15 protein-coding genes are annotated in these 23,240 nt (G+C 60.3%); 4 read left to right on the forward strand and 11 right to left on the reverse strand.

Annotation, left to right across the window (positions count from 1 at the left end; all coding sequences use genetic code 11):
- Positions 1-19: 19 nt before the first annotated feature.
- Both O0K41_RS14660 and O0K41_RS14665 read left to right on the forward strand, forming a co-directional pair.
- Complete coding sequence (locus O0K41_RS14660) at positions 20-370, forward strand: hypothetical protein (protein WP_254919423.1); 351 nt, start codon at positions 20-22, stop codon at positions 368-370.
- The gene (locus O0K41_RS14665; protein WP_164222251.1) at positions 370-3,579 is read left to right on the forward strand and encodes a zeta toxin family protein; all 3,210 of its coding nucleotides are present in this window, start codon (positions 370-372) and stop codon (positions 3,577-3,579) included. Before O0K41_RS14660 ends, O0K41_RS14665 begins: the two co-directional genes overlap by 1 nt.
- Before the next feature lie 89 nt (positions 3,580-3,668).
- On the opposite strand, the gene O0K41_RS14670 is transcribed toward O0K41_RS14665, so the two are convergent.
- The 3 genes from O0K41_RS14670 to O0K41_RS14680 form a co-directional block, all read right to left on the reverse strand.
- Positions 3,669-4,148: a hypothetical protein gene (locus O0K41_RS14670; protein ID WP_239503565.1), complete on the reverse strand. Its 480-nt coding sequence runs from the start codon at positions 4,146-4,148 to the stop codon at positions 3,669-3,671.
- A 74-nt stretch (positions 4,149-4,222) separates the two neighbouring features.
- Positions 4,223-4,954 carry a hypothetical protein gene (locus tag O0K41_RS14675; RefSeq protein WP_164222249.1) on the reverse strand — a complete coding sequence of 244 codons (732 nt, stop codon included), beginning with the start codon at positions 4,952-4,954 and terminating at the stop codon, positions 4,223-4,225.
- Positions 4,955-5,052: 98 nt separating this feature from the next.
- Positions 5,053-5,892 (reverse strand): type 1 glutamine amidotransferase domain-containing protein, encoded by an 840-nt coding sequence (locus O0K41_RS14680; protein WP_164222247.1) that lies wholly within the window; start codon positions 5,890-5,892, stop codon positions 5,053-5,055.
- A 97-nt stretch (positions 5,893-5,989) separates the two neighbouring features.
- Between O0K41_RS14680 and O0K41_RS14685 the strand changes: the two genes are divergently transcribed.
- Together O0K41_RS14685 and O0K41_RS14690 are read left to right on the forward strand one after the other, a co-directional pair.
- A complete protein-coding gene (locus tag O0K41_RS14685) occupies positions 5,990-6,907 on the forward strand; it encodes a LysR family transcriptional regulator (protein WP_164222245.1) in 918 nt (305 codons plus the stop codon).
- 552 nt (positions 6,908-7,459) lie between these two features.
- The gene (locus O0K41_RS14690; RefSeq protein ID WP_049452720.1) at positions 7,460-7,816 is read left to right on the forward strand and encodes a hypothetical protein; all 357 of its coding nucleotides are present in this window, start codon (positions 7,460-7,462) and stop codon (positions 7,814-7,816) included.
- A gap of 257 nt (positions 7,817-8,073) precedes the next feature.
- Here the strand turns inward: O0K41_RS14690 and O0K41_RS14695 are convergent, their stop codons facing one another.
- From O0K41_RS14695 to folD, 8 genes are all read right to left on the reverse strand, one after another.
- Positions 8,074-11,106: an RNA-directed DNA polymerase gene (locus tag O0K41_RS14695; protein ID WP_049452665.1), complete on the reverse strand. Its 3,033-nt coding sequence runs from the start codon at positions 11,104-11,106 to the stop codon at positions 8,074-8,076.
- An 86-nt stretch (positions 11,107-11,192) separates the two neighbouring features.
- The gene (locus O0K41_RS14700) at positions 11,193-13,541 is read right to left on the reverse strand and encodes a restriction endonuclease subunit S (protein ID WP_164222243.1); all 2,349 of its coding nucleotides are present in this window, start codon (positions 13,539-13,541) and stop codon (positions 11,193-11,195) included.
- A complete protein-coding gene (locus tag O0K41_RS14705) occupies positions 13,534-14,574 on the reverse strand; it encodes a PDDEXK nuclease domain-containing protein (protein WP_049452664.1) in 1,041 nt (346 codons plus the stop codon). The genes O0K41_RS14700 and O0K41_RS14705 overlap by 8 nt, the downstream gene beginning before the upstream one ends.
- The gene (locus O0K41_RS14710; protein WP_049452663.1) at positions 14,571-16,049 is read right to left on the reverse strand and encodes a class I SAM-dependent DNA methyltransferase; all 1,479 of its coding nucleotides are present in this window, start codon (positions 16,047-16,049) and stop codon (positions 14,571-14,573) included. The genes O0K41_RS14705 and O0K41_RS14710 overlap by 4 nt, the downstream gene beginning before the upstream one ends.
- 25 nt (positions 16,050-16,074) lie before the next feature.
- Complete coding sequence (locus O0K41_RS14715) at positions 16,075-18,459, reverse strand: DEAD/DEAH box helicase family protein (protein ID WP_164222241.1); 2,385 nt, start codon at positions 18,457-18,459, stop codon at positions 16,075-16,077.
- Positions 18,460-18,751: 292 nt separating this feature from the next.
- The gene (gene guaA / locus O0K41_RS14720) at positions 18,752-20,317 is read right to left on the reverse strand and encodes a glutamine-hydrolyzing GMP synthase (protein WP_099474709.1); all 1,566 of its coding nucleotides are present in this window, start codon (positions 20,315-20,317) and stop codon (positions 18,752-18,754) included.
- Positions 20,318-20,420: 103 nt separating this feature from the next.
- Complete coding sequence (guaB, locus tag O0K41_RS14725; protein WP_005409308.1) at positions 20,421-21,878, reverse strand: IMP dehydrogenase; 1,458 nt, start codon at positions 21,876-21,878, stop codon at positions 20,421-20,423.
- A 294-nt stretch (positions 21,879-22,172) separates the two neighbouring features.
- Positions 22,173-23,051, reverse strand: coding sequence for a bifunctional methylenetetrahydrofolate dehydrogenase/methenyltetrahydrofolate cyclohydrolase FolD (folD, locus tag O0K41_RS14730; protein WP_005416247.1), 879 nt, complete (start codon positions 23,049-23,051; stop codon positions 22,173-22,175).
- Between the last annotated feature and the right edge of the window lie 189 nt (positions 23,052-23,240).

Raw genomic sequence — 23,240 nt, forward strand, 5'->3', positions numbered from 1 at the left:
CACTGAATAGGTGTCGACTATGCTTCAATCCACTCCTCCAGTTCCAGCCAAGCTCCGCGAAATGCTCAAGGACTATCCGGAGCATATCGAACGATTGCAGGAAGTCCTCAATCGATCAGTTGAGCGATCACGCCAAATTCCACTGATGCCTTTCGATGACGCGATCTCTGCTTTGGATGGAAGGCTGGGAACTTTCGTTATGGAAGCTCGCGCCGAACTTGCGGCTGCCGAGAAATCGGCAGACCCAAAGGCGATGGCTCAGGCCCATGAGAAGGAGCGACTGATGTCGTTCGCTAGGTCCCGCAACATCGGCATGGCCGAAATTGACGATTTATGGGAGTACTTTAAAGTCAACTTCAGGAGACTGTGATGGCCTCCGTCGATGATCGCCTTTCGTCAGATTTGCATCAAGAAATATTATGGAAAGAGATCATTCCAAAAAGCGGCATAGATGGTCGAACGTCATATAACAATCCCAAAGCGATCATACTCTCCGGGCAGCCTGGCGCTGGCAAGGGTAGTCTAGAGCGTGAGGTGAGGGCAGAACTGCACAAAGATGTCATTACGATCGATCCAGACGAACTGCGCGATGAACATCGGCACGTTGAACGCCTGCGTCAACAGTACCCCTACACTTGGTCCGGGTATACCCACGCGGACGCTAGCCAGTGGGCCAAGGAACTCCGTTCTGCGGCGATCGACGGCCGCAAGAACCTTATCCTCGATACCACCTTGGGTAATGGCGATAGCGCCGTTGCCTTGATCAAGAATCTCCAGGCCAAGGGCTACGAAGTGGAGATTCGGGGAGTTGTCGCACATCGGTTGGAAAGCGAGCTTGGTGTCGACCGAAGGTTTACTGACAAGCTGGACGACGAAGGCTTCGGCCGCTACGTCCCCGAAGACGTGCGCAAGCACGTTTACGATGCCCTGCCCGGAAATCTGGACAAGGTCCAGGCCGAGACCGGCATCCAGATTCGACTCTACGGACGCGAAGGCGCTCAGGTCTACGACAGCCATAGCGATACCCGTCTACCGGGCGCAGCGCTGGAAGCCGAACGCGAGGCTCGGCTGAAAGACCCCCGAATCACCCAATCATTGCGCGATGGCTGGCGCGCACAAGGCCGCTGGCACGCCGAGCTTACGGACACCCTGCCCCTCAACGACAAGGTCAGCCCACCAACAGCGGCAGCCGTTCTCGATGAGCGCGCAACGCTCAAGGTTGTTGAAGGCATTACGCCCAACATCCAGGAAGCACGCAGCGTCGACCACACCATCCGCGTGCGCCCAAACATGGTGCGGGGCGCCGTCATCGGTGGTGCCGCTGCGACGGTTGTTGAAGCTGCCTCAGAAGGAACAAAGATCGCCGATCTGTACGCACGCGACAACCGGACGGGCGCGGAAGCCGCGCTGCTGGACTTCGGAGCACGCAGCGTCGGCGGTTGGACCGGCGCGGCAGTGGGCGCCAAGGTCGGTACGTTGCTGGGCATCGAGTCCGGCCCTGGCGCCATTGTCACTGGCATCATTGGTGGCGGGTTAGGCGCTTGGGGTGGCAGTGAGATCGTCGATTGGATCGAGAAATACCAGATCAACAACCAGGCCGACGGCACCGGCAGGATCTGGACGTTTGACCCGGCGCATCCCGAAAAGGGCTGGACGCACAGCGAGCGGGAGATCATAGGCACCGCCGGCACCCTGGCCGATCGCCCTATCTACGGCGCGACTACACTGCTCACGGCCGACGCCGAATTGACCCAGCAACTGAACTACCAGGCCTCAAGCCGGGCCGTCGGGCTGCGGCTGTCCGCGCCGGATCAACCGATCAATCCCTTCAGCATTGCCGGCGATGCCGGCGATACACCCAGCGCACTGCCACGCCCCTGGGAGCGCAATCCGGAAACCGGCGAATGGCGGCGCGAGGTTGTCCATCAGGTCCTCGAGCACGGCATCAGGAACACCACGATCGAAGTGGCCAACGCCGTCAAGTCCGCCCAGCTTGACGAAGCCGCACAGGGCATCATGGCCTTCAACGCCGCCCGCAGCTCGGCGGCCTTTGCCAAGCAGTACGAGCAGGCCTACACCGCACAAGGCTGGTCCCAGTACGGACCGATTCCGGATGAAGTGATCTGGGCCCAAGACCATCCCGATCACGTACTGGCATCCGATGGACGCACCTATCAGCAACAGGGCGACGGCGAATGGCTGCATGACGGCTGGATCTACGATTCGCTGGCCGAGGGCAACATCCGCGAGGAGTTGAACGGAACCTACTCGCAGATCCGCGCCATCCAACAGATGGAGGCGCCCGTACCCGGCGCCCACGAACGCAGTATCGAGGCACTGACCGTCAACGAACGCGAAGCCCGCGACCAGGCCATGCAGGAAGCCAATCGACTGGGTGTCGCTGCACCGCAAGCGCAGCAGGTGGCCGCCGCTGCCGTGGCTGAGGTTCGCGGCGAGCACGCCGAAGAACGGCTGACGCCACAAGCCGTGATCGATGCGCACAGCGTTGAACGCGCTGCACTGTCGCCCAACACATCGCCCTTGGTACAGGAGCATCGCGCTCCTGCGCCTGCAGCGCCGACGCCTTCGGATCGTGTGGAATCCGTGCAGGAACCGGCTCGCCGCGAAGCACCACGACAGGAGCCGACCGCAGCCGCTGCAGCGCAACCTGCACGGGATGAGTCAAGCGAGCGGCGAGCGCATACCGAGACAAATCCTCCTGCGCACCCGATGCCGGCAGCCCCTGTGCCGTCACCCGGCATTCCCTCCGCTGAGCGATCTCCCGCACAGCCAGAAGTGAGTGCATCATCTACGTCGGGTGTCGGACACCCCGCTCCTGCGCAGGAGCCCGTTGCAACTCACACCCACTCCCCGGCCCCGTCAATCCAGACCGAAGTGACTGAAGCCGCGGCGGCTACTGCTCGTCTCCACGAAGCCGAAGCAACGCCGGCGCCAATCCAGCTTGAGCCAGACGTTCCAGCCACCCTCGCAGCAGCCGACCCAGCTGCGCCCCCGCTGACAACAGACGCCGCGCCCAGGGTCTCGGAGCACGCGCCTCCTTACGCGCCACCACCCGTGGAAGCACCGGCGGCGGCACCCTCAAGCGCAACGGCCCAGCAAGAGCCCGAAGCGCCGCCCGCACCCCTGCTGCCCACCCAGCCCGAGCATCCCGATCACGCCCTCTACCAGCAGGTGCGCGAAGGCGTGGCAACGTTGGATACAAAGCACGGCCGCACCTTCGACGAAGCCAGCGAGCGCATGACTGCCAGCCTGCTGGTGCTGGCTAAGCACAACGACCTGGATCGCGTGGACCACGTACTGCTGAGCAACGCCACCGAGGACAAACCCGCCGGTCACACCCTATTCGTGGTCCAGGGCGAGCCGAGCGACCCCGCACACCAGCGCGCCGCCATGCCGACCGAACTGGCTGCGCAGACCACGGTGGAAGAATCCATGCAGCAGTTCGACGTCGTCAGCCGCGAAGCGCAGCAGCGTGCCATCGCCAACCAGCTGGAGCAGCAGCTGGAAGATCAGCGCGTGCAGCACGATATTCAGGCCCGCGCCGCCAGCAGGGGCTGAGTGGGCAAGACACGTGCGAGATCATTCGCAACAACCTGCCCTCCTGGCCCCTCTGTTTGCCAATCGGCGCCACTGATATCACCGCACAATCAGAAGAACAGACTCGCCCGATCAACGGTCGCCAACGGGTTGGCCTTCCGCACCGCCTCCAGGAACAGCAGGAAATCGCGGTTGAACAGCGTCAGGTTGTTGGTGAACGTCACGCACTTTCTGCCCGACGCTTTGCTGAAGCACACCCGCCAGAAATAGCGCCCGTAGATCTTGTCGGACGTTCGTGTGACTGAGGTGATCTGCGAGAGCGGAACCGCCGTGGGCACCGGCCCACGCCGCAGGTAAAAGGACGCCGCATCAAAGAAGTAGTGCTCCCGATCCTCTTTTCCATCCACCATCACCAAGGTCATGGACCTGCCGGAAATCCGGCGCGGGGCATGCAAATGCAGCCCCGATTTCACGGACGAGCGAGCAGTTGCTGACATCCGCCGAAGGGTGAACCAGAGGATCACCAACGGAAGCGCCGCAACGACAATGAAGCCTGCAGTCTTCAAAACAGTTTCCAGCGTGCTTGGCACACAGATCTCCAGGATGAACTTTCAGGCGATGCCCAATCCACGCCATGCGTGGATGACTCTCCCCCAACGCCTTTTCACTTCCAATGATCCGGCCCCAGGAACGGCAGGCTTAGCACAAACACCGGCACGGCCACAGGGATCAGCGCCGCGCCGAGCACCTTGCCCGCCGCCGAACCCGCACCCGGCTTGTCCTCCCTCTCCGGCAGGATCCGCTGCGCCCGCGCATTGATCGGCTGTGCAAGCTTCCCTTTCTCCGCCAGCGCTGCAGCATCCGACAACTGCACCCGTTCGCCCTCGCCCTCGAACAGCGCGCTGTAATAGCTGCCGCCCTTCCTTGAAAGATTGCAGGCGCGATCAAACGCCAGCGCGTAACGGGTCCGGTCCATCGGCAGGTAGTAGCGCGCCCGCTCCTCCACGGCCTTGGCCTCACGCGGGGGGACCTCAATCCGCTCCAGCTTGAACTGCGCGGCCTGTTGCGCCGTCACCTGCTCCGGCCGCAGCAGCAGCGCATAGCTGCCGTGCACCTTGGCCTTGTTGGCCGGGTCGCGCCAATCCTCATGGAAGTACATCTGCGCGCAGGCCACCGCCTCGCGCAGCGGGCTGTCCATCAGCACGCGGTATTCGCGGAACGGCGCGGCATTGAAGCGCATCGGCTCGTCATAGTGCGGCAACAGGTACAGCTGGCCGTCGTCGGCCACGAACGCACTGGTGATCTCGCGGCTTGAGGCGTGCTCCTCCGGGCCACTGGCACAGCCGGACAGCAAGCCAAGGCACAGGGCGGAGAGAATGAAAAAAGACGTTCGCATGTCGTGTTCGAGGGCTTCCCTGGGAAAACGGCCCCGCCCGGAAGGGCGAGGCCAGCCCATCATGGTGCCACGGCACCGCATGCGATGCAGAAACCGCCTTACTTCAACCGCTCCACCAACCGCTGCCCCACCTCCAGCGCCGAAGCCGGGTTCTGCCCGGTAATCAGCTCGCGGTCCACCACCACATGCCCGGTCCACGGCGTGGCATTGCTGCTGAACTTCGCCCCCGCCTGCTGCAGCGCCGTCTGCGGGTAGAACTTCATCTCCCCGCCGCCCAGCAGCGGCTTGGCCTGCTCTTCCTCCTGGTTGCTGATCACCGTCATCTGGTAGCCGCTGTAGATCCACTTCGGCGTGGCAGGTGTCGCACCCGCTTCCAGCTTTGCCACGAAACCCGCCGCATCCGGCAGCGTGGAAAGCAGCGCGATCGGCCCGTGGCAGACCAGCGCGGTGGTCTTGTTGCGCTGGTGGAAGTTGGCCAGCAGCCGGCCCAGCGCCGGGCTCTTCAGCAGGTCCTGCATCGGCGCGTGGCCACCGGGAATGTAGACCGCGTCGAAACGCCCGTAGCCCTGCTGCTCGACGCGCGCCAGGCTGACCACCGGCGAGGCGGTCGGCGATGTCAGCACCAGTTTCTCCAGCAATTCCTTGTGCAGTTTCAGCTGCGCGGCATCGTTGCCGAAGTACGCCGGCGTCACCGAGGACGCATCCACCGTTGGCGCGCGCCCCTGCGGCGTGGCAAAGGTCACCTCGTGGCCCGCGTCCAGCAGCAGCTTGACCGGCTGCATCAACTCGTTGAGATAGAAGCCGGTGGACAGCACCTTGCCGTCCTTCAGGTCCAGGTGGTTCTCGTCGGACAGGACCACCAGCACGTTGGCGGCATGGGCGCCGGTGGCGGCCAGGGTCAGGGCCAGCGCTGCGGCCAGCCGGGTCATCAGGTTCATGGGGTCGCTCCTATCGGGGAATGGCCGCCACTTTATTCATCGCCCCAGCGGCGATAAATTGGCCCCATCACAAAACATCTGTTCCCCGGTGAGCCAAATGAGCCGCAAGTTCGACTACCTGGGCGATGTGGAGGTGTTCCTGGCGGTGGTCGAGCACGGCTCGTTCACGGCCGGCGCGGTGGCGCTGTCCACCACGCCCTCGGTGCTGAGCCGCGCGGTCACCCGCCTGGAAGCGCGGCTGGGCCGCCAGCTGCTGCAGCGGACCACCCGCCGCGTGGGCCTGACCGATGCCGGGCGGCTCTACCTGGAACAGGTGCGCACCGCCTTCGACCTGCTGGACGACGCCGAGCGCGACGTACTGGCCCAGGACGGCGCGCTGGCCGGCCGCGTGCGCCTGAGCGTGCCCACCACCTATGGCCATTACCGGCTGCCGCCCGTGCTGGCGCGCTTTGCGCAGCAGTACCCGCAGGTGCAGGTGGAACTGAACATCACCAACCGCAACGTGGATCTGGTGGCCGAAGGCTTCGACCTGGCCATCCGCCTGGGCCAGCTGCCGGACAGCGGGCTGGTGGGGCGAAAGCTGGAAGACGCACCGCTGCTGCTGGTGGCCGCGCCGGACTACCTGCAGCGCCGTGGCACGCCGCAGACGCTGGACGATCTGCAGCAGCACCTGTGCCTGCCGTTCGTGATGCCGCGCACCGGGCGGCTGGCGCCCTGGATCTTCCGCGACAGCGGACGCGACGTGGACTGGCTGCCGCGTTCGTCCATCGAGACCTCCGACGATGTACTGGGCGTGGTATCGCTGGCCGAACAGGGCATCGGCATCTGCCAGAGCTATGAGTTCATCGTGCGCGAGCGGATGCAGCGTGGGCAGCTGGTAGAGGTGCTACCGCAGCTGCGGGGGAGATCGCGGCCGTTCTCGGTGATCTATGCGCCGCATCGACGGCAGTCGGCGGCGGCGCGGGCGATGATTGAGTTGTTGGTGGGGAATGCGGCTGAGGCTGGCGTTGGTTGAAGCCGCGACGCGCGCTGTCGATGTCGGGTTTGAACCGCTTTTCGGGCTATGCAGCTGATCGCGCGCCGTTGCCCGGCGAGGCGGACTAAGAACTGTTGCAAAGAAGACCGTCGCGCTATTCGCTTGTGGCGTGGGCGATTGCGCCAGTTTGATTCGCCATCAGCAGAGCAGCTGCGCGAATGCGTCCGGCGGTGTCGCGCGCTGCACGAATGCTGCGTGCCACAATAGTTCTTCGCTCTCGAATTCCGCGATTCCTTCGCGAATTTCTATTGGCATTCGGAGCGAGCGCATAAACAACATGGCGCGCCACCGACAAGGGGTGGCCGGGTCTGCAAACCCGCATTGATGTACGCGTCTGTAGTTTGCGCTTGCCCGTCGGCACCGTCCTTAACCGGTGCCGGCGGGCAATCCGTCGGCCTTTCTGGCGGGCGGTGCGTGGGGATCTTCGGATCCACCGGTTCTATGACGCTACATCATCCCGGTTTGCAGCCATGCATCGTCCGCCACCTCTTCACGGTGGCGCTGTTAAGCACAGCCACGGAAGCCGACGCCATGAACGAATCCGACACCTTCTCCTCGTACACCGTTGTTGAACCCATCAACGACGACGCCTCCCTGCCCGACTTGAACTACCTCTTGGGCATCCTCAAGCGCATGCGCGGCTGCGAAGGGGCAGATGGGCACCCGTGGCCGGAAACCGATGTGTCGCCCGGCCGCCGCGTGAGTCTGGCCAGGAGTGAGCGCGCGATGGTCGGGGCGCTGACTGTGCTGGAGCTGCTGCACGCGGCAGACCGCTGCCGGGTGGCAGCGGACCCGGAGCGGCATCTTGATGAGGGGGTGGTTGATGGGTTGTTTCTGGCTTGCCGTGGGTTGGTTGAGTGGGCTTGTCGGGAGGTCAGGCCGGAGTGATATCCACCGGTCTTCTATAGATACCGAGGGCACCTCTAAGTGCCCTCAATTCTCAAATCAAGGTCAACCGGCCATCAGCTTGAACGTTATGTTGAGTGATCGAAAATGAGACATCCCCGTCACTTCCACCGCCAGAAGCACGCATCGTTTCTCGACAGGATCGCGAGTTGAAGTCGCTCTGAACGACTGCATTTGACGCTACAGAGTCGAGTTCGTGCAAACTAGCGCGGGGCACCAGATGAAGCAGGACTCACATATCACTCCCCCAAAGGCAATATCTTTCGCCGATGATCCATCGCATCATTGAACCCATCCGGCACCGGCTTGAATGGTTTTGCTGGTGAGCGGTGGCTGCTTTGGAATTGACGCAACGCTTGCACATCGATTTCGCCAATCACGCAGTAATCGGTGACCCCGCCTTTGACCCGCAGCACATCACGCTTCCAACTGTCCTTGTAAGGGGCGCGGATGCGGCTGTCGCCGTACTGCCTATCATTGCATTGGATGATGTAGGCATGGATATCCAATGCTGCGGACTCAACCAATGCATTGAAGGTTTCGGTATCTGGATTCCATTCCGGAACGAACAGCGCATCCACTTTGCCACGCAGATCAGCGCGATAGCGAATGTTGGTCAGTTCGCTGCAGATCAACATGGTGAAGCGAAAGTCGCCGTGCTGAATGATGGGCGGTGTTTTCCAGGCCTTGTCCGGCTTCATCTCCAATCCGGCCAGCCGCTGCAATTCTTGCTCTTCATGGAGGGCGGGCCGCTGCTTGTCCTGACGGTAGATCATAAGCGAGGGAAAGCCCAGACCGTCATGGGAGAGCGCTGCCCAAACCTGATTGCGGACCCGCGACTTGCTGGCGTGCAGATATTCGATGCCCGTAACTAGCGAAATTCCGCGGCCTTGCAGCTTTCGAGCGATACGAATGAACCAGTGCGCGGGCAGTGCCAATTCCGGCAAGATCAGATAGCGGCTGTCCCTGGGCTGGGCGATTACGCCATCCAGCAGGCGACAAAGGCGCACATAGCGTTCGGCGTCGGGATCCGGCATGCGCATCACACTAGCTGTCCAGCTATCCAGACTTGTTTGCCAACTGGATACGGCAATACTGCATTTCCTTGGAGTTACACCATCTGGTACTTGCAGTACGTTGTTTTTATCGAAGAGAGGCGTTTTCTCTCCCAACTCAAATCCACGCACAGACAATACTACCGCCCGCATATCGTCCTGCGTCGCCTCTAAATAAGCATGGCGATTAAGAATAAATAGCTCCGGCAGATTGAAGGGCCGAGTCGCGAACGGCAGCCCCTGCGGCAATTGCTTGAAGCCGATCCACTGGGTAAGTGTCTGCGCGCCCTCGAATACAGCGCTAGACAACAACTCGGCAGCTTTGTCGCAGCCTACAATGGTCTTTTTGGCGGGGATACCGCGCTGCGCCACCATTTCCTTCGGCAGCCCGATGAAGCGGAATGGCAGATGTGCAAGGTCAAGCGAGAACAGGCGGGCCTGCTGTGCTTGAAAGCTTTTTACGGATAACGGCCAGGACAGAAAAGCATCAAGGTCAATGACGGGATGACAGTCGGCCATATAGGTCTTCCACGCCTGTTTGCCTGCTTTGGACAAGCGGGGAGGAAATGCGGCCGTTATGCTTTCCCGAACACTGGAAAAAAGCTGCCCTTTCCAGCGATCCAGCATCTCCGTAGCGTTCGGCTTACTCTTTTTCTCATGCCACGCTTTGACACTGATGTCGCATTGCTCCTGTACCTGCTGGCAGAGTCTTTGCAGCGCTTCGATAATTCGGCGTAGATCGGCAAAGTCTTCACAGGCCGTGGCGAGGCGAATGACTCGGGGCAGATAGACAGCCAAGTCGAAAAACTGCGGTAACACCAACACGTGCTGGGTGAAGGCGCGGAAGAACGCGCGACGATGTGCTGCCCAGGCTTCGGGCAAAAGATCGCGTTCATAGGCTTCGAAGTCGCGAAGTTTTATGGCGAAGCCTGCCCGACGCATGGTCAGCGCATCCGCATTGCGCAGGTTGTCGGCGGCCTCGCCGTCGCTTTGTGTGGCGGCCAACAGATCGGTGCCAACATGCGTAGCGGATCGAGGCAACCGCGGCATGGCTCGCCACTCGCTGGCGCGTTCGTAAATCTGATGAGCAATGGCGTCCGCCAAGGTCTTGCCCGGCTCACCGGCCAGAATGAATACCTTGTTCTTGCCATTGGCAAAACGCACCCGGCTTTTACTCCTACCTTTGCTAAGGTAAGCGGGCCTGAAGCGAACTTGCTTTTTACTTTGATCCACCCAGCCCAGCATTTCGTTTGACCGGCCAAACAGCCATTCCCATAAATCCAGCGTCGAATCGAAGCCAGCCCCGTTCTCCATGACTAGCAAAATGTCATCGACGTATCGCCCGTAATAGATGGGAGCAACCTGATGTTCGATGCAGCGATCCAGCTCGACCAGCGCCATGTTGGCGACAATAGCCGATGCCGGCAGCCCCACGGGTAAGCCTTTCTTCAACGGGGTTGCTGCTGCCCAGGCCTGCAATGCATGAATGAACAAGCGGTGTAGTTTTTTCTTTCTCCTATTCAGCTTTATGCCAAGTATTTCCTTTCTAAAACTTGGATTCAACATGAAGCCAGGATTCAGCTCGTGATAGAAAGAGCTGACATCCGCAGTTAATGCCACAATCTTTTTGTCGGCATCCAGCGCGGCACGCATGGCGGCAATACCCTTGTCACGCCAGTCGCGAAAGGGCTTCAGATAAGGCTGGAACGAACCAAGCGACAGCTTATTGATGCCTTTTCCATCTTGAGTGCGGCGCAAGCGGTTGCCATATGCGCACTCGCTCAATCTTGCATCGAATAACTGCCCGACTTCCAGCATCCATAAGGTGGAGAGCACATGAAAGTCCAGGCTGCATCGGGCCATTATTCGGAATTCGGCTTTTGGCTTTTCTGGCACTTCCTTCTCAGCCAAGGCTTTCAATGCATGCTGCCACTCATCAATGGGCGAGGAGAAAATCAATCCACCGCCATTCTCTTTCTTGTACTTCGCCCAGCAATCCATCTCGACGGACTTGGTGACCAGTGTCCAAGTGCCTATGAATTCCGGTGATGTCACCCAGGCTTCGTCTTCGCCATTGATCTTTTCCTGCAGCAAGGAAAGGTTGGAATGCAAATTTTCTTCATAGTTTGCAATATCATCCAGAGAGGCATGGGACGAATAATAGAGATCAACTTTCGCCTTGCGATAGGCGAGGCCCAGATCTTGCAGGTTGGTCATTTTATTATCTCATTACTAGCTCTAGTCCTCTTCTGGCACCTCCCAGTCCTGCGAACGTGCCTCTCGCTGCCATGCAAATTTCACCGTTAATCAAAGCCCAATCTTGATTGCTGCACGGTTCTCGGTGGCAGTCCGAGAGGAATGATGTTCTCTCTGCGTAGCCAATCAAGCCATCGCCCAAGTTCGGCCGGTGTGAAGCGTGCTTTGCGCTCGTGCCAGTTTTCGCGAACATCGGAGATGATCTGCGCATCCGTCGGTTGAACACCATCGATCAGAAAATCGTTCCATACCGCGAAAAGTGTGGCGATGATCTCGACTTCTTCGGTCTTCTTGTCTGCCAGGGCGTAGATCAGACGGTCAAATTCAGTCTTCTGGCCGGGCGACATCAGTGCTTCGGCTTTCGCTGCTGGCTCCGACAACGCCGACAAACAGCGGTATTCCGTCTTTTTCCCGCCGTTAGCCAAGGTCTTTTCATTGACTTCGAACCAGCGCTTGTCTTGACCTTGCCGCTCGAAATCATAAATCCAGGTATCCAGTGGCCCAGCAGCTTCACGTTCGGGTTTCAGATTCAGTTCCAAGCCGACGTGCGCTTGCGCCAAGTACATTACCTTGGCGGCGGCAGTGCGACCGAAGTATTGGGCAGTGGCGAGCTTGTTGATCGTATAGCAGCCGATGCACGCGCGGTAGGTGGCGAGGTCAATAACTTGGGCTGTTGAACGTGATGATCGCTGGGTATCTTCAACTGCGCCACCTTGCGATTGCGCACGAACCAGAGCACTCAGCAATTCTGTCTGCTTGCTGGTGTTGGCGTCGATCTGCTGCTCTAGCGAGTCACATAGAGCCATAATTGCGTCTATTTTCTCAACGATGCGGTGCTGTTCGGAAAGTGGCGGGAGTGGGACTAATGTTTCCTTCACCTTACGAACATTAAGATTAGGCTGCGCAGCCCCTTCCGCCATTTTTCGTATTTCCTCATAGATCTTTATAAAGAAATACTTCAGGTACTTCTTCACGCCGATGGAAGAGTCAAAAAATACCATGGCGGCAATCGCCTGGTTTGTGGCCCCAGCAATTGTCAATTCGCTTATTTGGCCCCTTGTTTTTCCTTGACCATATAGTGCGATAATTAAAGAGCCCGAAGGAAAAACCTTGCAGTTGGTTTCTTTTATTGCCTTTTCTGTAATAAAGGTTTCTGGCTTGCCAGCAAACGACTTATTCGTTGCAGAGCTAGTGTACCAGGGCACGTCCCCACCATAATAATCTCTATTTGTTGTAGCAGGAGTTGAACCAGTTCCAACATCAACTATATCGATAACACGCACCCACTCCCACCCCCGCGGCAACGTATACGGTTTTTCTTCCTCTGTCACTGGTGGCAAAGGCTTGGGCTTTTTGATCTTACCTTCCTTCACCAGACGCTGTTTCTCAACCTCGATCTCTTTCAACAATTCGCTGGCGGGCTGCTCGTCCGAGTTTTGCGGGACGAGTTTGCCCATCACCGCCAGTTGCAGGATGGCCTTGCGGAGTTCGGCGACGTTTTCCTTGACGGTGTAGAGCTCGCCGAAGTTTTCGGCGAGGAAGGCCAGAGCGCGCTGGTGCTGGTCGGGTTCGGCGATGTTCAGCAGTTGCTTGATGGCCGCGTTATGGACGATCAGGCGTTTTTCCTGCTGTGCATTGCGGATCCTTTCTAGTTCGTCACAGCGTGCAATCAGTTCATCAAATTTATTAACGATACGGGCTTGCTCTTCCATAGGAGGAATAGCAATCGGATACGCCAAGAAAGGACCTCTATTGATATGCGTCATAACTAGTCCATGCGCATGATCACTTTCAGCCAATTGGCGTATTACCCATTTCAGAAGCCAGAACAAATACTTTTTGTTTACAAGCGAAGCTGGCAGCACTCGGAAAATATGTTGATTAAGTACACCTTCTTCTCCATGCCAAATGTAGGCATCAAGTGTTGCCGACCAGGAAACGAGAATATCGCCTTTTTTCACCAAAATGGATTGATCAAAATCTTTTCGGGTTCGATTAAATACTGAACTTCGACCCGAAAGATTCTGAATTCTAATGATAGGCCGGCCAGTCTTATCCCAGTCACTTTGTTTAAATGCCGCGCCATTGATGAACTGCCCTAAATCAACAAGCCTGCACCACGCCCACGTACTTGGTGGGTGAAAGCGTTTCTCACTTTCTTCGATAGAAGCGGCGGCCTTTTCTCTCTTGACACCTCCTCCATTCATTGCTTCTACCATTCGAGCACGGCTGCGCTCCAACAGTTCATTGGCAGGCTGATCGTTCGGATCCTGCGGCACCAGCTTGCCCTGCATGGCCAGCGTCAGGATCAGCTCGCGCAGTTTCTTGATGCCATCTGGTGCGGAAAAGGCGGTATCGAAGTGCTTTTCCAGCAATTCGGCCGTGTGCTTATTCATGATCGCCTCCCAGTTCACGTTCGATCTGTTCGATGCTGGGCAGGCTGGTTTTCAGTTCTTCAGGAAGGGATTCAATCAATTGGTATTCCGCCACGCCTATAGGCTGGGTCTTGTCGCGCAATGCGTATTCGGCCACCACGGTGTTCTTGCTCTTGCACAGCAATAAGCCGATGGTGGGGTTGTCCTGTTCGGCCTTTACCTGCATATCCACGGCGGTGAGGTAAAAGCTCAACTGGCCAAGGTGCTGCGGTTTGAACTTCTCGGCTTTCAGCTCGATGACCACGTAGCAGCGCAGCTTTAGGTGGTAGAACAACAGGTCGATAAAGAAGTCGTCACCGCCTACTTCCAGATGAACCTGGCGGCCGACGAAAGCGAAGCCCGCACCCAGCTCCAGCAAGAACTGGGTTATGTGTTTGATCAGCGCTGACTCGATATCCCGTTCGTTCGCTTCCTGGCCAACGTGCAGGAAGTCGAACAGGTAGGGATCTTTGAGGACTTGCCGGGCCAGATCGGTTCCCTGCGCGGGGAGACGCTCGGCGAAGTTGGTGATCGCCTGGCCTTCCCGCTCCAGCAAATGGGATTCGATATGAATTTCCAATGTGGCGCGTGACCAGCCCTGTTCCACGGCGCGCTGGGCATAGGCCAGGCGCTGTTCGGGTTGCTTCAGTCTGGCCAGCAACACCAGGTTGTGGCCCCAGGGCAATTGTCCAACAGCCTGTTGGACAACTGCCGCGTCCGGCCAGGCGTCGGCGAAGGAACGCATGTACATCAGGTTGGCGCGGGAAAAGCCCTTCATCTCGGGAAAGGCTGTCCTGAGGTCGTGCGCAAGCCGCTCGATGACCTTGGCTCCCCAGCCCTGCTCGGCCTGCCGTTGCAGGATGTCACGACCGATCTGCCAGTAGAGATGTACCAGCTCGCGGTTAACGGCCAGCGCGGCCCGCTGCTGGGCACTGTGGATGCGGTTCTTCAGCTCGCCCAACCAGTTGGCGTAGCCTTCCGGGGCCGACACGAGAGACACGGGCTTGTCGCTCATTCCGCCTCTCCGCTGGTGGCCTTGAGCGCGGCCAGCAGTTCGGTTTTCAGCGCTTGCTGGGCAGCGTGCAACTGGCGGGTGATGTCCTGGTATTCGGCCATCAGCTCGTCCGGATCCACCAGTTCGACGGCCACCTCATGCGGGTTCTTGCAGGCCAGGTTGTAGCTGCGAGCAGCCAGATCCTTGGCAGGTACCTTCCAGGCATGCTCGGTAATCTTGCGTCCCTTACGCTGCGGGCCGCCCCACCAGGACTTCTCAAGGTCGAACTCCTCAATCGTCAACGGCTTGGAGCGGGAATAGCTCTTGTAGCCTGCCGGGTAGGGGTGCTCGAAGAACCATACGTCCTTTGTGGGACCGCCCTTCTCGAAGAACAGGATGTTGGTAGCGATGCTGGTGTAAGGGGCGAACACGCCCTTGGGCAAGCGCACGACGGTGTGCAGGTTGAACTCTTCCAGCAGTTCGCGCTTGAGCGTGGTTTTCACCCCCTCGCCGAACAGGAAGCCATCCGGCAGCACCACGGCGGCACGGCCCGTGTCGTGCCTGAGCAGGTGCATGATCAACGCCATGAACAGATCGGCGGTCTCGCGGGTTTGATGCTTGGCGAGGAAATTCTTCTCGATGCCATCCTCTTCCATGCCACCGAAGGGTGGGTTGGTAATGATGATGTCCACCCGGTCGCGCGGGCCATAGTCCTTGAAGGGGCGAGAGAGCGTGTTGTCGTGGCGGATCCGGGTAGGCACGTCGATGCCGTGCAGCATCATGTTGGTCATGGCCAGCATGTGCGGCAAGGGTTTCTTCTCGACGCCATGGATGTTCTCTTGCAGCAGCCGGTTGTCATCTGGCGTCTTGACCTGCTTCTTGAGGTGTTCGATGGCGCAGGTCAGGAAGCCGCCCGTGCCGCAGGCCGGGTCGAGGATGCTTTCGCCGAGTTTCGGGTCGAGGATATCGACCATGAACTGCGTGACCGCACGCGGGGTGTAGTACTCGCCCGCGTTGCCAGCCGACTGCAGGTCGGCGAGGATTTTCTCGTAGATGTCGTTGAACAAGTGCCGGTCGCTGGACGAGTTGAAATCCACGTCTTCTTCGATGGTGTTGATCACCTGGCGCAGCAGCGTGCCGGACTTCATGTAGTTGTAGGCATCCTCGAACACCGAGCCGATCACCCGGCCTTGCGCGGACACGCCCGCCTTGGTGGCAAGCTGTTTCAAGGACGGGAAGAGATCGTTGTTGACGAAGTCGATCAGCTCTTCACCGGTCATACCTTCCGGATCCTTGGCCCAGTTGCTCCAGCGAAAGCGGCTTTGTAGCGGTGAGCGGTAGCTGGACTGGGTGAGTTCCCACTCCTGTTCCTTGTCGTCAAAGATCTTCAGGAACAACAACCAGCAGATCTGGCTGATGCGCTGTGCGTCGCCATCGACGCCGACATCCTTGCGCATGATGTCCTGGATAGCTTTGATGAGAGTTGCAAGTGACATGAATACTTCCTGGGTCTAGTTCTGATCAGGCGCGGTAGAGCTCACGCTCGAGCTCGCCAACGGCCTGCTGGTATTGGGTCTTGCCGCCAAAGGCACGCACCAGTTCGATCGGTGTGCCCAGGCGGTTGAAGGGGGCGATGGCGAGGATCTGCGTTTCCTCGATGGCGGCCACGCCTTCGTCGGCATACTTGTCGAGCAGGGCTTCGAGTACCTTCTGCGCTTGCTCGCCGTACTTGGCGAAGTAATGGCGCTTCTTGACCTGCTCAGCCCGCTCCTTGCGCGTGAGAGGGGGTTGATCCCAGGCCACGTGGCATAGCAGATCGAAAGGGTCGAAATCCTTGCCTGATTGCTTGTCTACCTCGTCGGCCAAAGCCTCGAAGAAGATGCCCTGATGAGCCAGCTCATCGATGATGGCCTGCTTCTTCTCGGCCTTGCTCCAATGGCGCAGGAAATCGTCGAGCGACGCGAACTCCTTGGCCAGGGTATTGCGGGTGTAATCCTTCAGGGACTCGGTGATCAGTTTGCCGTTGGCGTCGAAATACTGCACCCGCTCGGCCACCACCTTGACCTCGACGTTAGCGACAACGTAACGGCGCACGTTGCTGCCTTCCTCACCTGGCAGCGGTTCGGCTACGCCACCGGGGTACGTGGGGTTGTCATCCGGCGTGGGATAGGTGAATTCAGGCGACGCCTCCCCATCTTCTTCATCTGGAGGAAGCGGTGACTCGCCTGGGCCTGGCTCGTAAATCTGCACGGGATCGCCATCGAAAGCCGGATCGGCGAACAGCTCGGTCGCCTTCTTGAAATCAAGGATGGTGAACCAGTACTTGTCGAAGTCCTCGTTGATACGCGTTCCGCGACCGATGATCTGCTTGAATTCGGTCATCGACTGGATGCGCTGATCCAGCACGATGAGCTTGCAGGTCTGAGCATCGACGCCCGTGGTCATCAGCTTAGAAGTGGTCGCGATGACGGGGTATTTGCTTTCCGGGAAGATGAAGTTGTCCAACTCCATCTTGCCTTCTTCGTTGTCGCCGGTGATGCGCACGACATAGCGGTGGTTCTGCGCCACAAGGTCGGCGTTTTCGTTGACCAGCGCCTGGCGCATGCGTTCGGCATGGTCGATGTTGTCGCAGAAGACGATGGTCTTGTCGAAGCGGTTGCTGGCTTTCAGGTATTCGCTGATCTTGCGCGCCACCACGTGCGTGCGCTGTTCCAGCACAAGCGTCTTGTCAAAATCACGCTGGTTATAGATTCGGTCTTCGATCTCGTTGCCGTGCTTGTCGAGCATGCCCTTGTCGGGACGCCAGCCGGTCAGGTCTTTGTCCAGGTCGATGCGCACCACCTTGTAGGGCGCGAGAAAGCCATCGTCGATGCCCTGGCGTAGCGAGTAGGTATAGATGGGCTCACCGAAGTAGTCGATGTTGGATACGTCCTTGGTTTCCTTGGGCGTAGCGGTCAGGCCAATCTGTGTGGCGGAATGGAAATACGTCAGGATCTCGCGCCAGGCCGAATCTTCGGCGGCGCTGCCTCGGTGGCATTCGTCGATCACGATCAGATCGAAGAATTCCGGGCTGAACTGCTTGTAGATGTTCCGTTCTTCTTCGTTACCGGTAACGGCCTGGTAAAGCGACAGGTAGATCTCATACGACTTGTTGGCCTGCCGCTTCTGGATCTTGGTCATCGCTGCGCCGAACGGCTTGAAGTCGTTGGTCATGGTCTGATCGACCAGGATGTTGCGGTCAGCCAGGAACAGGATGCGTTTCTTGGCACGCGACTTCCACAACCGCCAGATGATCTGGAAGGCGGTATAGGTCTTGCCTGTGCCCGTAGCCATCACCAGCAGAATGCGCTTCTGCTCTTTGGCAATCGCCTCAATAGTCTTGTTGATGGCAAGCAATTGGTAATAGCGAGGCGTCTTGTTGCTGCCGTCGCTGTAGTAATCCTGAGCCACCAAAGCCTGTTGCTGCGTGCCCAGACCCTGATGCTCCGCCCACCATTGCCAAAGCGTATCGGCACTGGGGAACTCGTCCAGGCTCAGTTCGCGCTCGATCACACCGTCCTTGGCGATCTTGTTATGGAACAGGAAGCCATCTCCGTTGCTGCTGAATACGAAAGGCACTTGCAGCATTTCGGCATAGCCGAGAGCCTGCTGCATGCCTGAGCCGATGGCATGCTTGTTGTCTTTGGCTTCGATGACGGCAATGGGCAGATTGGGCTTGTGGAACAACACATAATCGGCTCGCTTGTGCTGGCCACGGGTGTGCAGTTTGCCGCGCACGATGATCCGCCCCTTGGTCAGCAGAAACTCTTCGCGCACTTGGGTCAGGACATCCCATCCAGCCTCTTCTAGCGCTGGCGTGATGAATTTGGTGCAGATGTCACGTTCGCTGAGCCCCTGCTTATTCATAGGATGTTGCTCCTTCCATGTCGGCGTTACCCGTTGCTTCTACCCATCGCCCGCCACTCAGCACTCAACCCGGCATCCTGTTTCCCGCTCCTGTCAAGCTTCACATCAACTCCGCAGTACCCTCTGCCCCTTCGCGCCCGAAAGGAAACTTAATGTATTCAGCCTTAGAGTAGCGTCGTTCAGAGCCTGCCACCCGCGCAATGCTCTGAATTCTGCGGGCACGAAGATATCACCGCTGCAAAGAGAAAAGGCGCCGCAGCGCCTCTTCTCCTACTGCATCACATCCGCAAGTTCACTCCCACTCAATGGTCGCCGGCGGCTTCCCCGAGATGTCATAGACAACCCGCGACACCCCCCGCAACTCATTGATGATCCGGTTGCTCACCGTCCCCAGGAACTCATACGGCAGATGTGCCCAATGCGCCGTCATGAAATCAATCGTCTCCACGGCCCGCAGCGCAATCACCCACTCATAAGCCCGCGCATCACCCACCACGCCCACCGACTTCACCGGCAGGAACACGGCAAACGCCTGGCTGGTCTTGTCGTACAGGTCCGCCTTGCGCAGCTCATCGATGAAGATGGCATCGGCCTTGGCCAGCAGCTCCGCATATTCCGGCTTCACCTCGCCCAGGATACGCACGCCCAGGCCCGGGCCCGGGAACGGGTGGCGGTAGACCATGGTACGCGGCAGGCCCAGCTCAACGCCCAGGCGGCGCACTTCGTCCTTGAACAGCTCGCGCAGCGGCTCCACCAGGCCCAGCTTCATGTGCTCCGGCAGGCCGCCCACGTTGTGGTGGCTCTTGATCACATGCGCCTTGCCGGTCTTGCTGCCGGCCGACTCGATCACGTCCGGGTAGATGGTGCCCTGCGCCAGCCACTTGGCGTTCTTCAGCTTGTTCGACTCTTCGTCGAAGATCTCAACGAACAGGTTGCCGATGATCTTGCGCTTGGCTTCCGGGTCGCTTACGCCTTCCAGCGCAGCGAAGTAACGGTCGGCGGCATTCACGCGAACGACCTTTACGCCCATGTGCTCGGCAAACATCGCCATCACCTGGTCGCCTTCCTGCCAGCGCAGCAGGCCGGTATCCACGAACACGCAGGTCAGCTTCTCGCCGATGGCCTTGTGCAGCAGCGCGGCCACCACGGACGAATCGACGCCGCCGGACAGGCCCAGGATCACTTCATCATCGCCCACCTGTTCGCGCACGCGGGCGATCTGGTCGTCGATGATGTTGGCGGCGGTCCACAGGGTCTGGCAGCCGCACACGTCCACCACGAAGCGGCGCAGCAGCGCCTGACCCTGCAGGGTGTGGGTCACCTCCGGGTGGAACTGCACGCCGTACCAGCGCTTTTCTTCGTTGGCCATGGCGGCCACCGGAATGCGGTCGGTGGTGGCGGTGATGGTGAAGCCCGGCGGCGCGACGGAGACGTGGTCGCCGTGGCTCATCCAGACATTCAGCTTCGGCTCGCCGCCGTGGTCGCTCAGGCCCTTGAACAGGGCATCCGGGTTGATCACGTTCACTTCGGCGTGGCCGAATTCGCGCTGGTCAGCCGCTTCGGTGGCACCGCCCAGCTGGGCGGCCAGGGTCTGCATGCCGTAGCAGATGCCGAAGATCGGCAGGCCGCTGTCGAACACTTCCTGCGGCGCGGCCGGGGCACCCGGCAGCGTGGTCGATTCCGGGCCGCCGGACAGGATGATGCCCTTGGCGCCAAACGCCGCGATCTCGGCCGGGTTGTGGTCCCACGCCCAGATTTCGCAGTAGACGCCCAGCTCGCGGATGCGGCGGGCGATCAGCTGCGTGTACTGCGCGCCGAAATCGAGGATGAGGATCTTGTCGTTATGGATGTTGGTCATGGCGCCCCGGCAATGCAGTAGGGAAAACGAAATCAGATTTACGGCGGCAGATGGAGAAAGAGGAACGGGAAGTGCTTCCCCGTTCCTCTTTGCTCGGCCCGCATCAGGCGCGGTAGTTCGGCGGCTCTTTGGTGATCGTCACGTCGTGGACGTGGCTCTCACGCTGGCCGGCGCCGCTGATCTTCACGAACTTGGGCTTGCTGCGCATGTCTTCGATGGTGGCGCAGCCCACGTAGCCCATGGTGGCGCGCAGGCCGCCCATCAGCTGGTGGATGATGCCGCCCACCGGGCCGCGGTACGGCACGCGGCCTTCGATGCCTTCCGGCACCAGCTTGTCGGCGGTGGCGGCGTCCTGGAAGTAGCGGTCCTTCGACCCCTTCTCCATGGCAGCCAGCGAACCCATGCCGCGGTAGCTCTTGTACGAACGGCCCTGGTACAGCTCGGTCTCGCCCGGCGATTCTTCGGTACCGGCCAGCAGGCCACCGACCATGATGGTCGAGGCACCGGCGGCCAGCGCCTTGCCGATGTCGCCCGAGTAGCGGATGCCACCGTCGGCGATCAGCGGGATGCGGTCCTGCAGGGCTTCGGCCACCAGATCGATCGCGGTGACCTGCGGCACGCCGACGCCGGCGACGACGCGGGTGGTGCAGATCGAGCCCGGGCCGATGCCGACCTTGACCGCATCCGCGCCGCTGTCCAGCAGCGCCAGTGCGGCTTCGCCGGTGCAGATGTTGCCACCGATGACCTGCACGTTCGGGAAGTTCTTCTTGACCCAGCTGACGCGGTCCAGCACGCCCTGCGAGTGGCCGTGCGCGGTATCGACCACGATCACGTCCACGCCGGCGGCGACCAGCGCTTCCACGCGGCGATCGGTATCGCCACCCACGCCGACGGCAGCGCCGACCAGCAGGCGGGTCGACAGATCCTTGGCAGCGTTCGGGAAGTCGGTGTTCTTCTGGATGTCCTTGACGGTGATCAGGCCACGCAGTTCGAACGAGTCATTGACCACCAGCACCTTTTCGATGCGGTTGCGGTGCAGCAGCTGCAGCACTTCGTCAGACGCGGCGCCTTCCTTGACCGTGATCAGGCGATCCTTCTTGGTCATGATGTGGCGGACCGGATCGTCCAGCTCGGTTTCGAAGCGCATGTCGCGGTGGGTCACGATGCCGGCCAGCAGGCCGTCGCTGCCCACCACCGGCACGCCGGAGATGTTGTGCGCCTGGGTCAGGGCCAGCACGTCGCGGATGGTGGTTTCCGGGCCGACGGTGATCGGGTCGCGGATGACACCGGCCTCGAACTTCTTGACCTTGGCCACTTCCGCGGCCTGCTGTTCCAGGCTGAGATTCTTGTGGATGATGCCCATGCCGCCGAGCTGGGCCATGGCGATGGCCAGGCGGGCTTCGGTGACGGTATCCATGGCTGCGGACAGGATCGGAAGCTTCAGCTTCAGGTCGCGAGTCAACCGCGTTTCGAGGTTGACGTCCTTGGGCAGGATGGTCGAATGGGCGGGGACGAGCGAGACGTCGTCGTAAGTGAGTGCTTCAGCCTGGATGCGCAGCATCGGCATACCCGAGATGTGGGGAAGCGCGACATTTTACCCCTTTTTCGCGCCGCGTGGCAGGGGGTAGATGCGACGCAGTGTCGCGCGGGCGGCGATTGGTTCAGGGCGGCTTGGGTGGGTGCCAACCTTGGTTGGCACTATCCATCCGGCACCAGGACCCCAGATGGGGCCAAGGCCTCTGCCTGTTTGTGCCAACCAAGGTTGGCACCTACCAGGAGCGGGGCATCACCCTGCCCCGGCATTGTGCCGACCAACGGTCGGCACCCACCAACAGCAGATCTCCCCAATCGCAGGTCAGCTCAGCGCTTCCGCGGCTTCCAGGGTGTTCTGCATCAGCGTGGCCACGGTCATCGGGCCCACGCCACCCGGCACCGGGGTGATCCAGCTCGCCCGCTGGGCCGCCGCTTCAAACCCGACGTCGCCCACCAACCGGCCGTCATCCAGCCGGTTGATACCCACGTCGATCACCACCGCGCCCGGCTTCACCCACTCGCCCGGCACGATGCCCGGGCGGCCCACCGCCACCACCAGAATGTCGGCGTTGCGCACGGCCTGCTCCAGCACGTCCTTGGGGGTGAACTTGTGGCAACTGGTCACGGTGCAGCCGGCAATCAGCAGCTCCAGGCCCATCGGCCGGCCGACATGGTTGCTCACGCCAACGATGGTGGCGTTGCGGCCGCGTACCGGCTGGTCGGTGTGGCCCAGCAGCGTGGTGATGCCGCGCGGGGTGCACGGGCGCAGGCCGAACTCTCGCAGGGCCAGATGGCCGACGTTTTCCGGGTGGAAGCCGTCCACGTCCTTGCGCGGGTCGATGCGCTGGATCAGCCGGCGCGCATCGGGGATGCCCGGCAGCGGCAGCTGGATCAGGATGCCGTTGATCTTCGGATCGGCGTTGAGCTGGTCGATCAGGTCGAGCAGCTCGGCCTCGGTCGTACCGGCCGGCAGGTCGTAATCGTGTGCCTCGATGCCGACCTTCTCGGCGGCGCGGCGCTTGTTGCGCACGTATACGGTCGAGGCCGGGTCACCACCGACCAGCACCACGGCCAGGCCCGGGCGGCTGCCGCCAGCGGCCACGCGGGCGTCGACGCGCACCTTCAGGCTGTCGAGCAGGTCCTCGGCGATGCGGCGGCCATCAAGGATGCGGGCAGGATGCGGGGCGGCGGAATCAGTCATCGGAGGCAGGCGTGGAGCGGCGGGGACGCTATTGTCCCTGATTCAGTCCCCCTCGCCCACCGCAGGATGCGGTCCTGACGGGGTCGTGCCAACCGCCGGCTTCGGCAATTCCCCACACGGTAGTGCCGGCCGCTGGCCGGCAACCTCATGACGCCGGAACGCTTCCATATCTGCCGGCCAGCGGCCGGC

The organism is Stenotrophomonas sp. Sm2128, from assembly GCF_030985535.1.
GTDB classification, from domain to species: Bacteria; Pseudomonadota; Gammaproteobacteria; order Xanthomonadales; family Xanthomonadaceae; genus Stenotrophomonas; species Stenotrophomonas maltophilia.

What these genes read in the sequence shown, in the direction of transcription:
- O0K41_RS14705 (WP_049452664.1), bottom strand. Translation starts at nt 14,574, where the DNA reads ATGAGCGACAAGCCCGTGTCTCTCGTGTCGGCCCCGGAAGGCTACGCC.
- O0K41_RS14710 (WP_049452663.1), bottom strand. Translation starts at nt 16,049, where the DNA reads ATGTCACTTGCAACTCTCATCAAAGCTATCCAGGACATCATGCGCAAG.
- O0K41_RS14700 (WP_164222243.1), bottom strand. Translation starts at nt 13,541, where the DNA reads ATGAATAAGCACACGGCCGAATTGCTGGAAAAGCACTTCGATACCGCC.
- folD (WP_005416247.1), bottom strand. Translation starts at nt 23,051, where the DNA reads ATGACTGATTCCGCCGCCCCGCATCCTGCCCGCATCCTTGATGGCCGC.
- O0K41_RS14685 (WP_164222245.1), top strand. Translation starts at nt 5,990, where the DNA reads ATGAGCCGCAAGTTCGACTACCTGGGCGATGTGGAGGTGTTCCTGGCG.
- guaA (WP_099474709.1), bottom strand. Translation starts at nt 20,317, where the DNA reads ATGACCAACATCCATAACGACAAGATCCTCATCCTCGATTTCGGCGCG.
- O0K41_RS14665 (WP_164222251.1), top strand. Translation starts at nt 370, where the DNA reads ATGGCCTCCGTCGATGATCGCCTTTCGTCAGATTTGCATCAAGAAATA.
- O0K41_RS14680 (WP_164222247.1), bottom strand. Translation starts at nt 5,892, where the DNA reads ATGAACCTGATGACCCGGCTGGCCGCAGCGCTGGCCCTGACCCTGGCC.
- guaB (WP_005409308.1), bottom strand. Translation starts at nt 21,878, where the DNA reads ATGCTGCGCATCCAGGCTGAAGCACTCACTTACGACGACGTCTCGCTC.
- O0K41_RS14675 (WP_164222249.1), bottom strand. Translation starts at nt 4,954, where the DNA reads ATGCGAACGTCTTTTTTCATTCTCTCCGCCCTGTGCCTTGGCTTGCTG.
- O0K41_RS14715 (WP_164222241.1), bottom strand. Translation starts at nt 18,459, where the DNA reads ATGAATAAGCAGGGGCTCAGCGAACGTGACATCTGCACCAAATTCATC.
- O0K41_RS14690 (WP_049452720.1), top strand. Translation starts at nt 7,460, where the DNA reads ATGAACGAATCCGACACCTTCTCCTCGTACACCGTTGTTGAACCCATC.
- O0K41_RS14660 (WP_254919423.1), top strand. Translation starts at nt 20, where the DNA reads ATGCTTCAATCCACTCCTCCAGTTCCAGCCAAGCTCCGCGAAATGCTC.
- O0K41_RS14695 (WP_049452665.1), bottom strand. Translation starts at nt 11,106, where the DNA reads ATGACCAACCTGCAAGATCTGGGCCTCGCCTATCGCAAGGCGAAAGTT.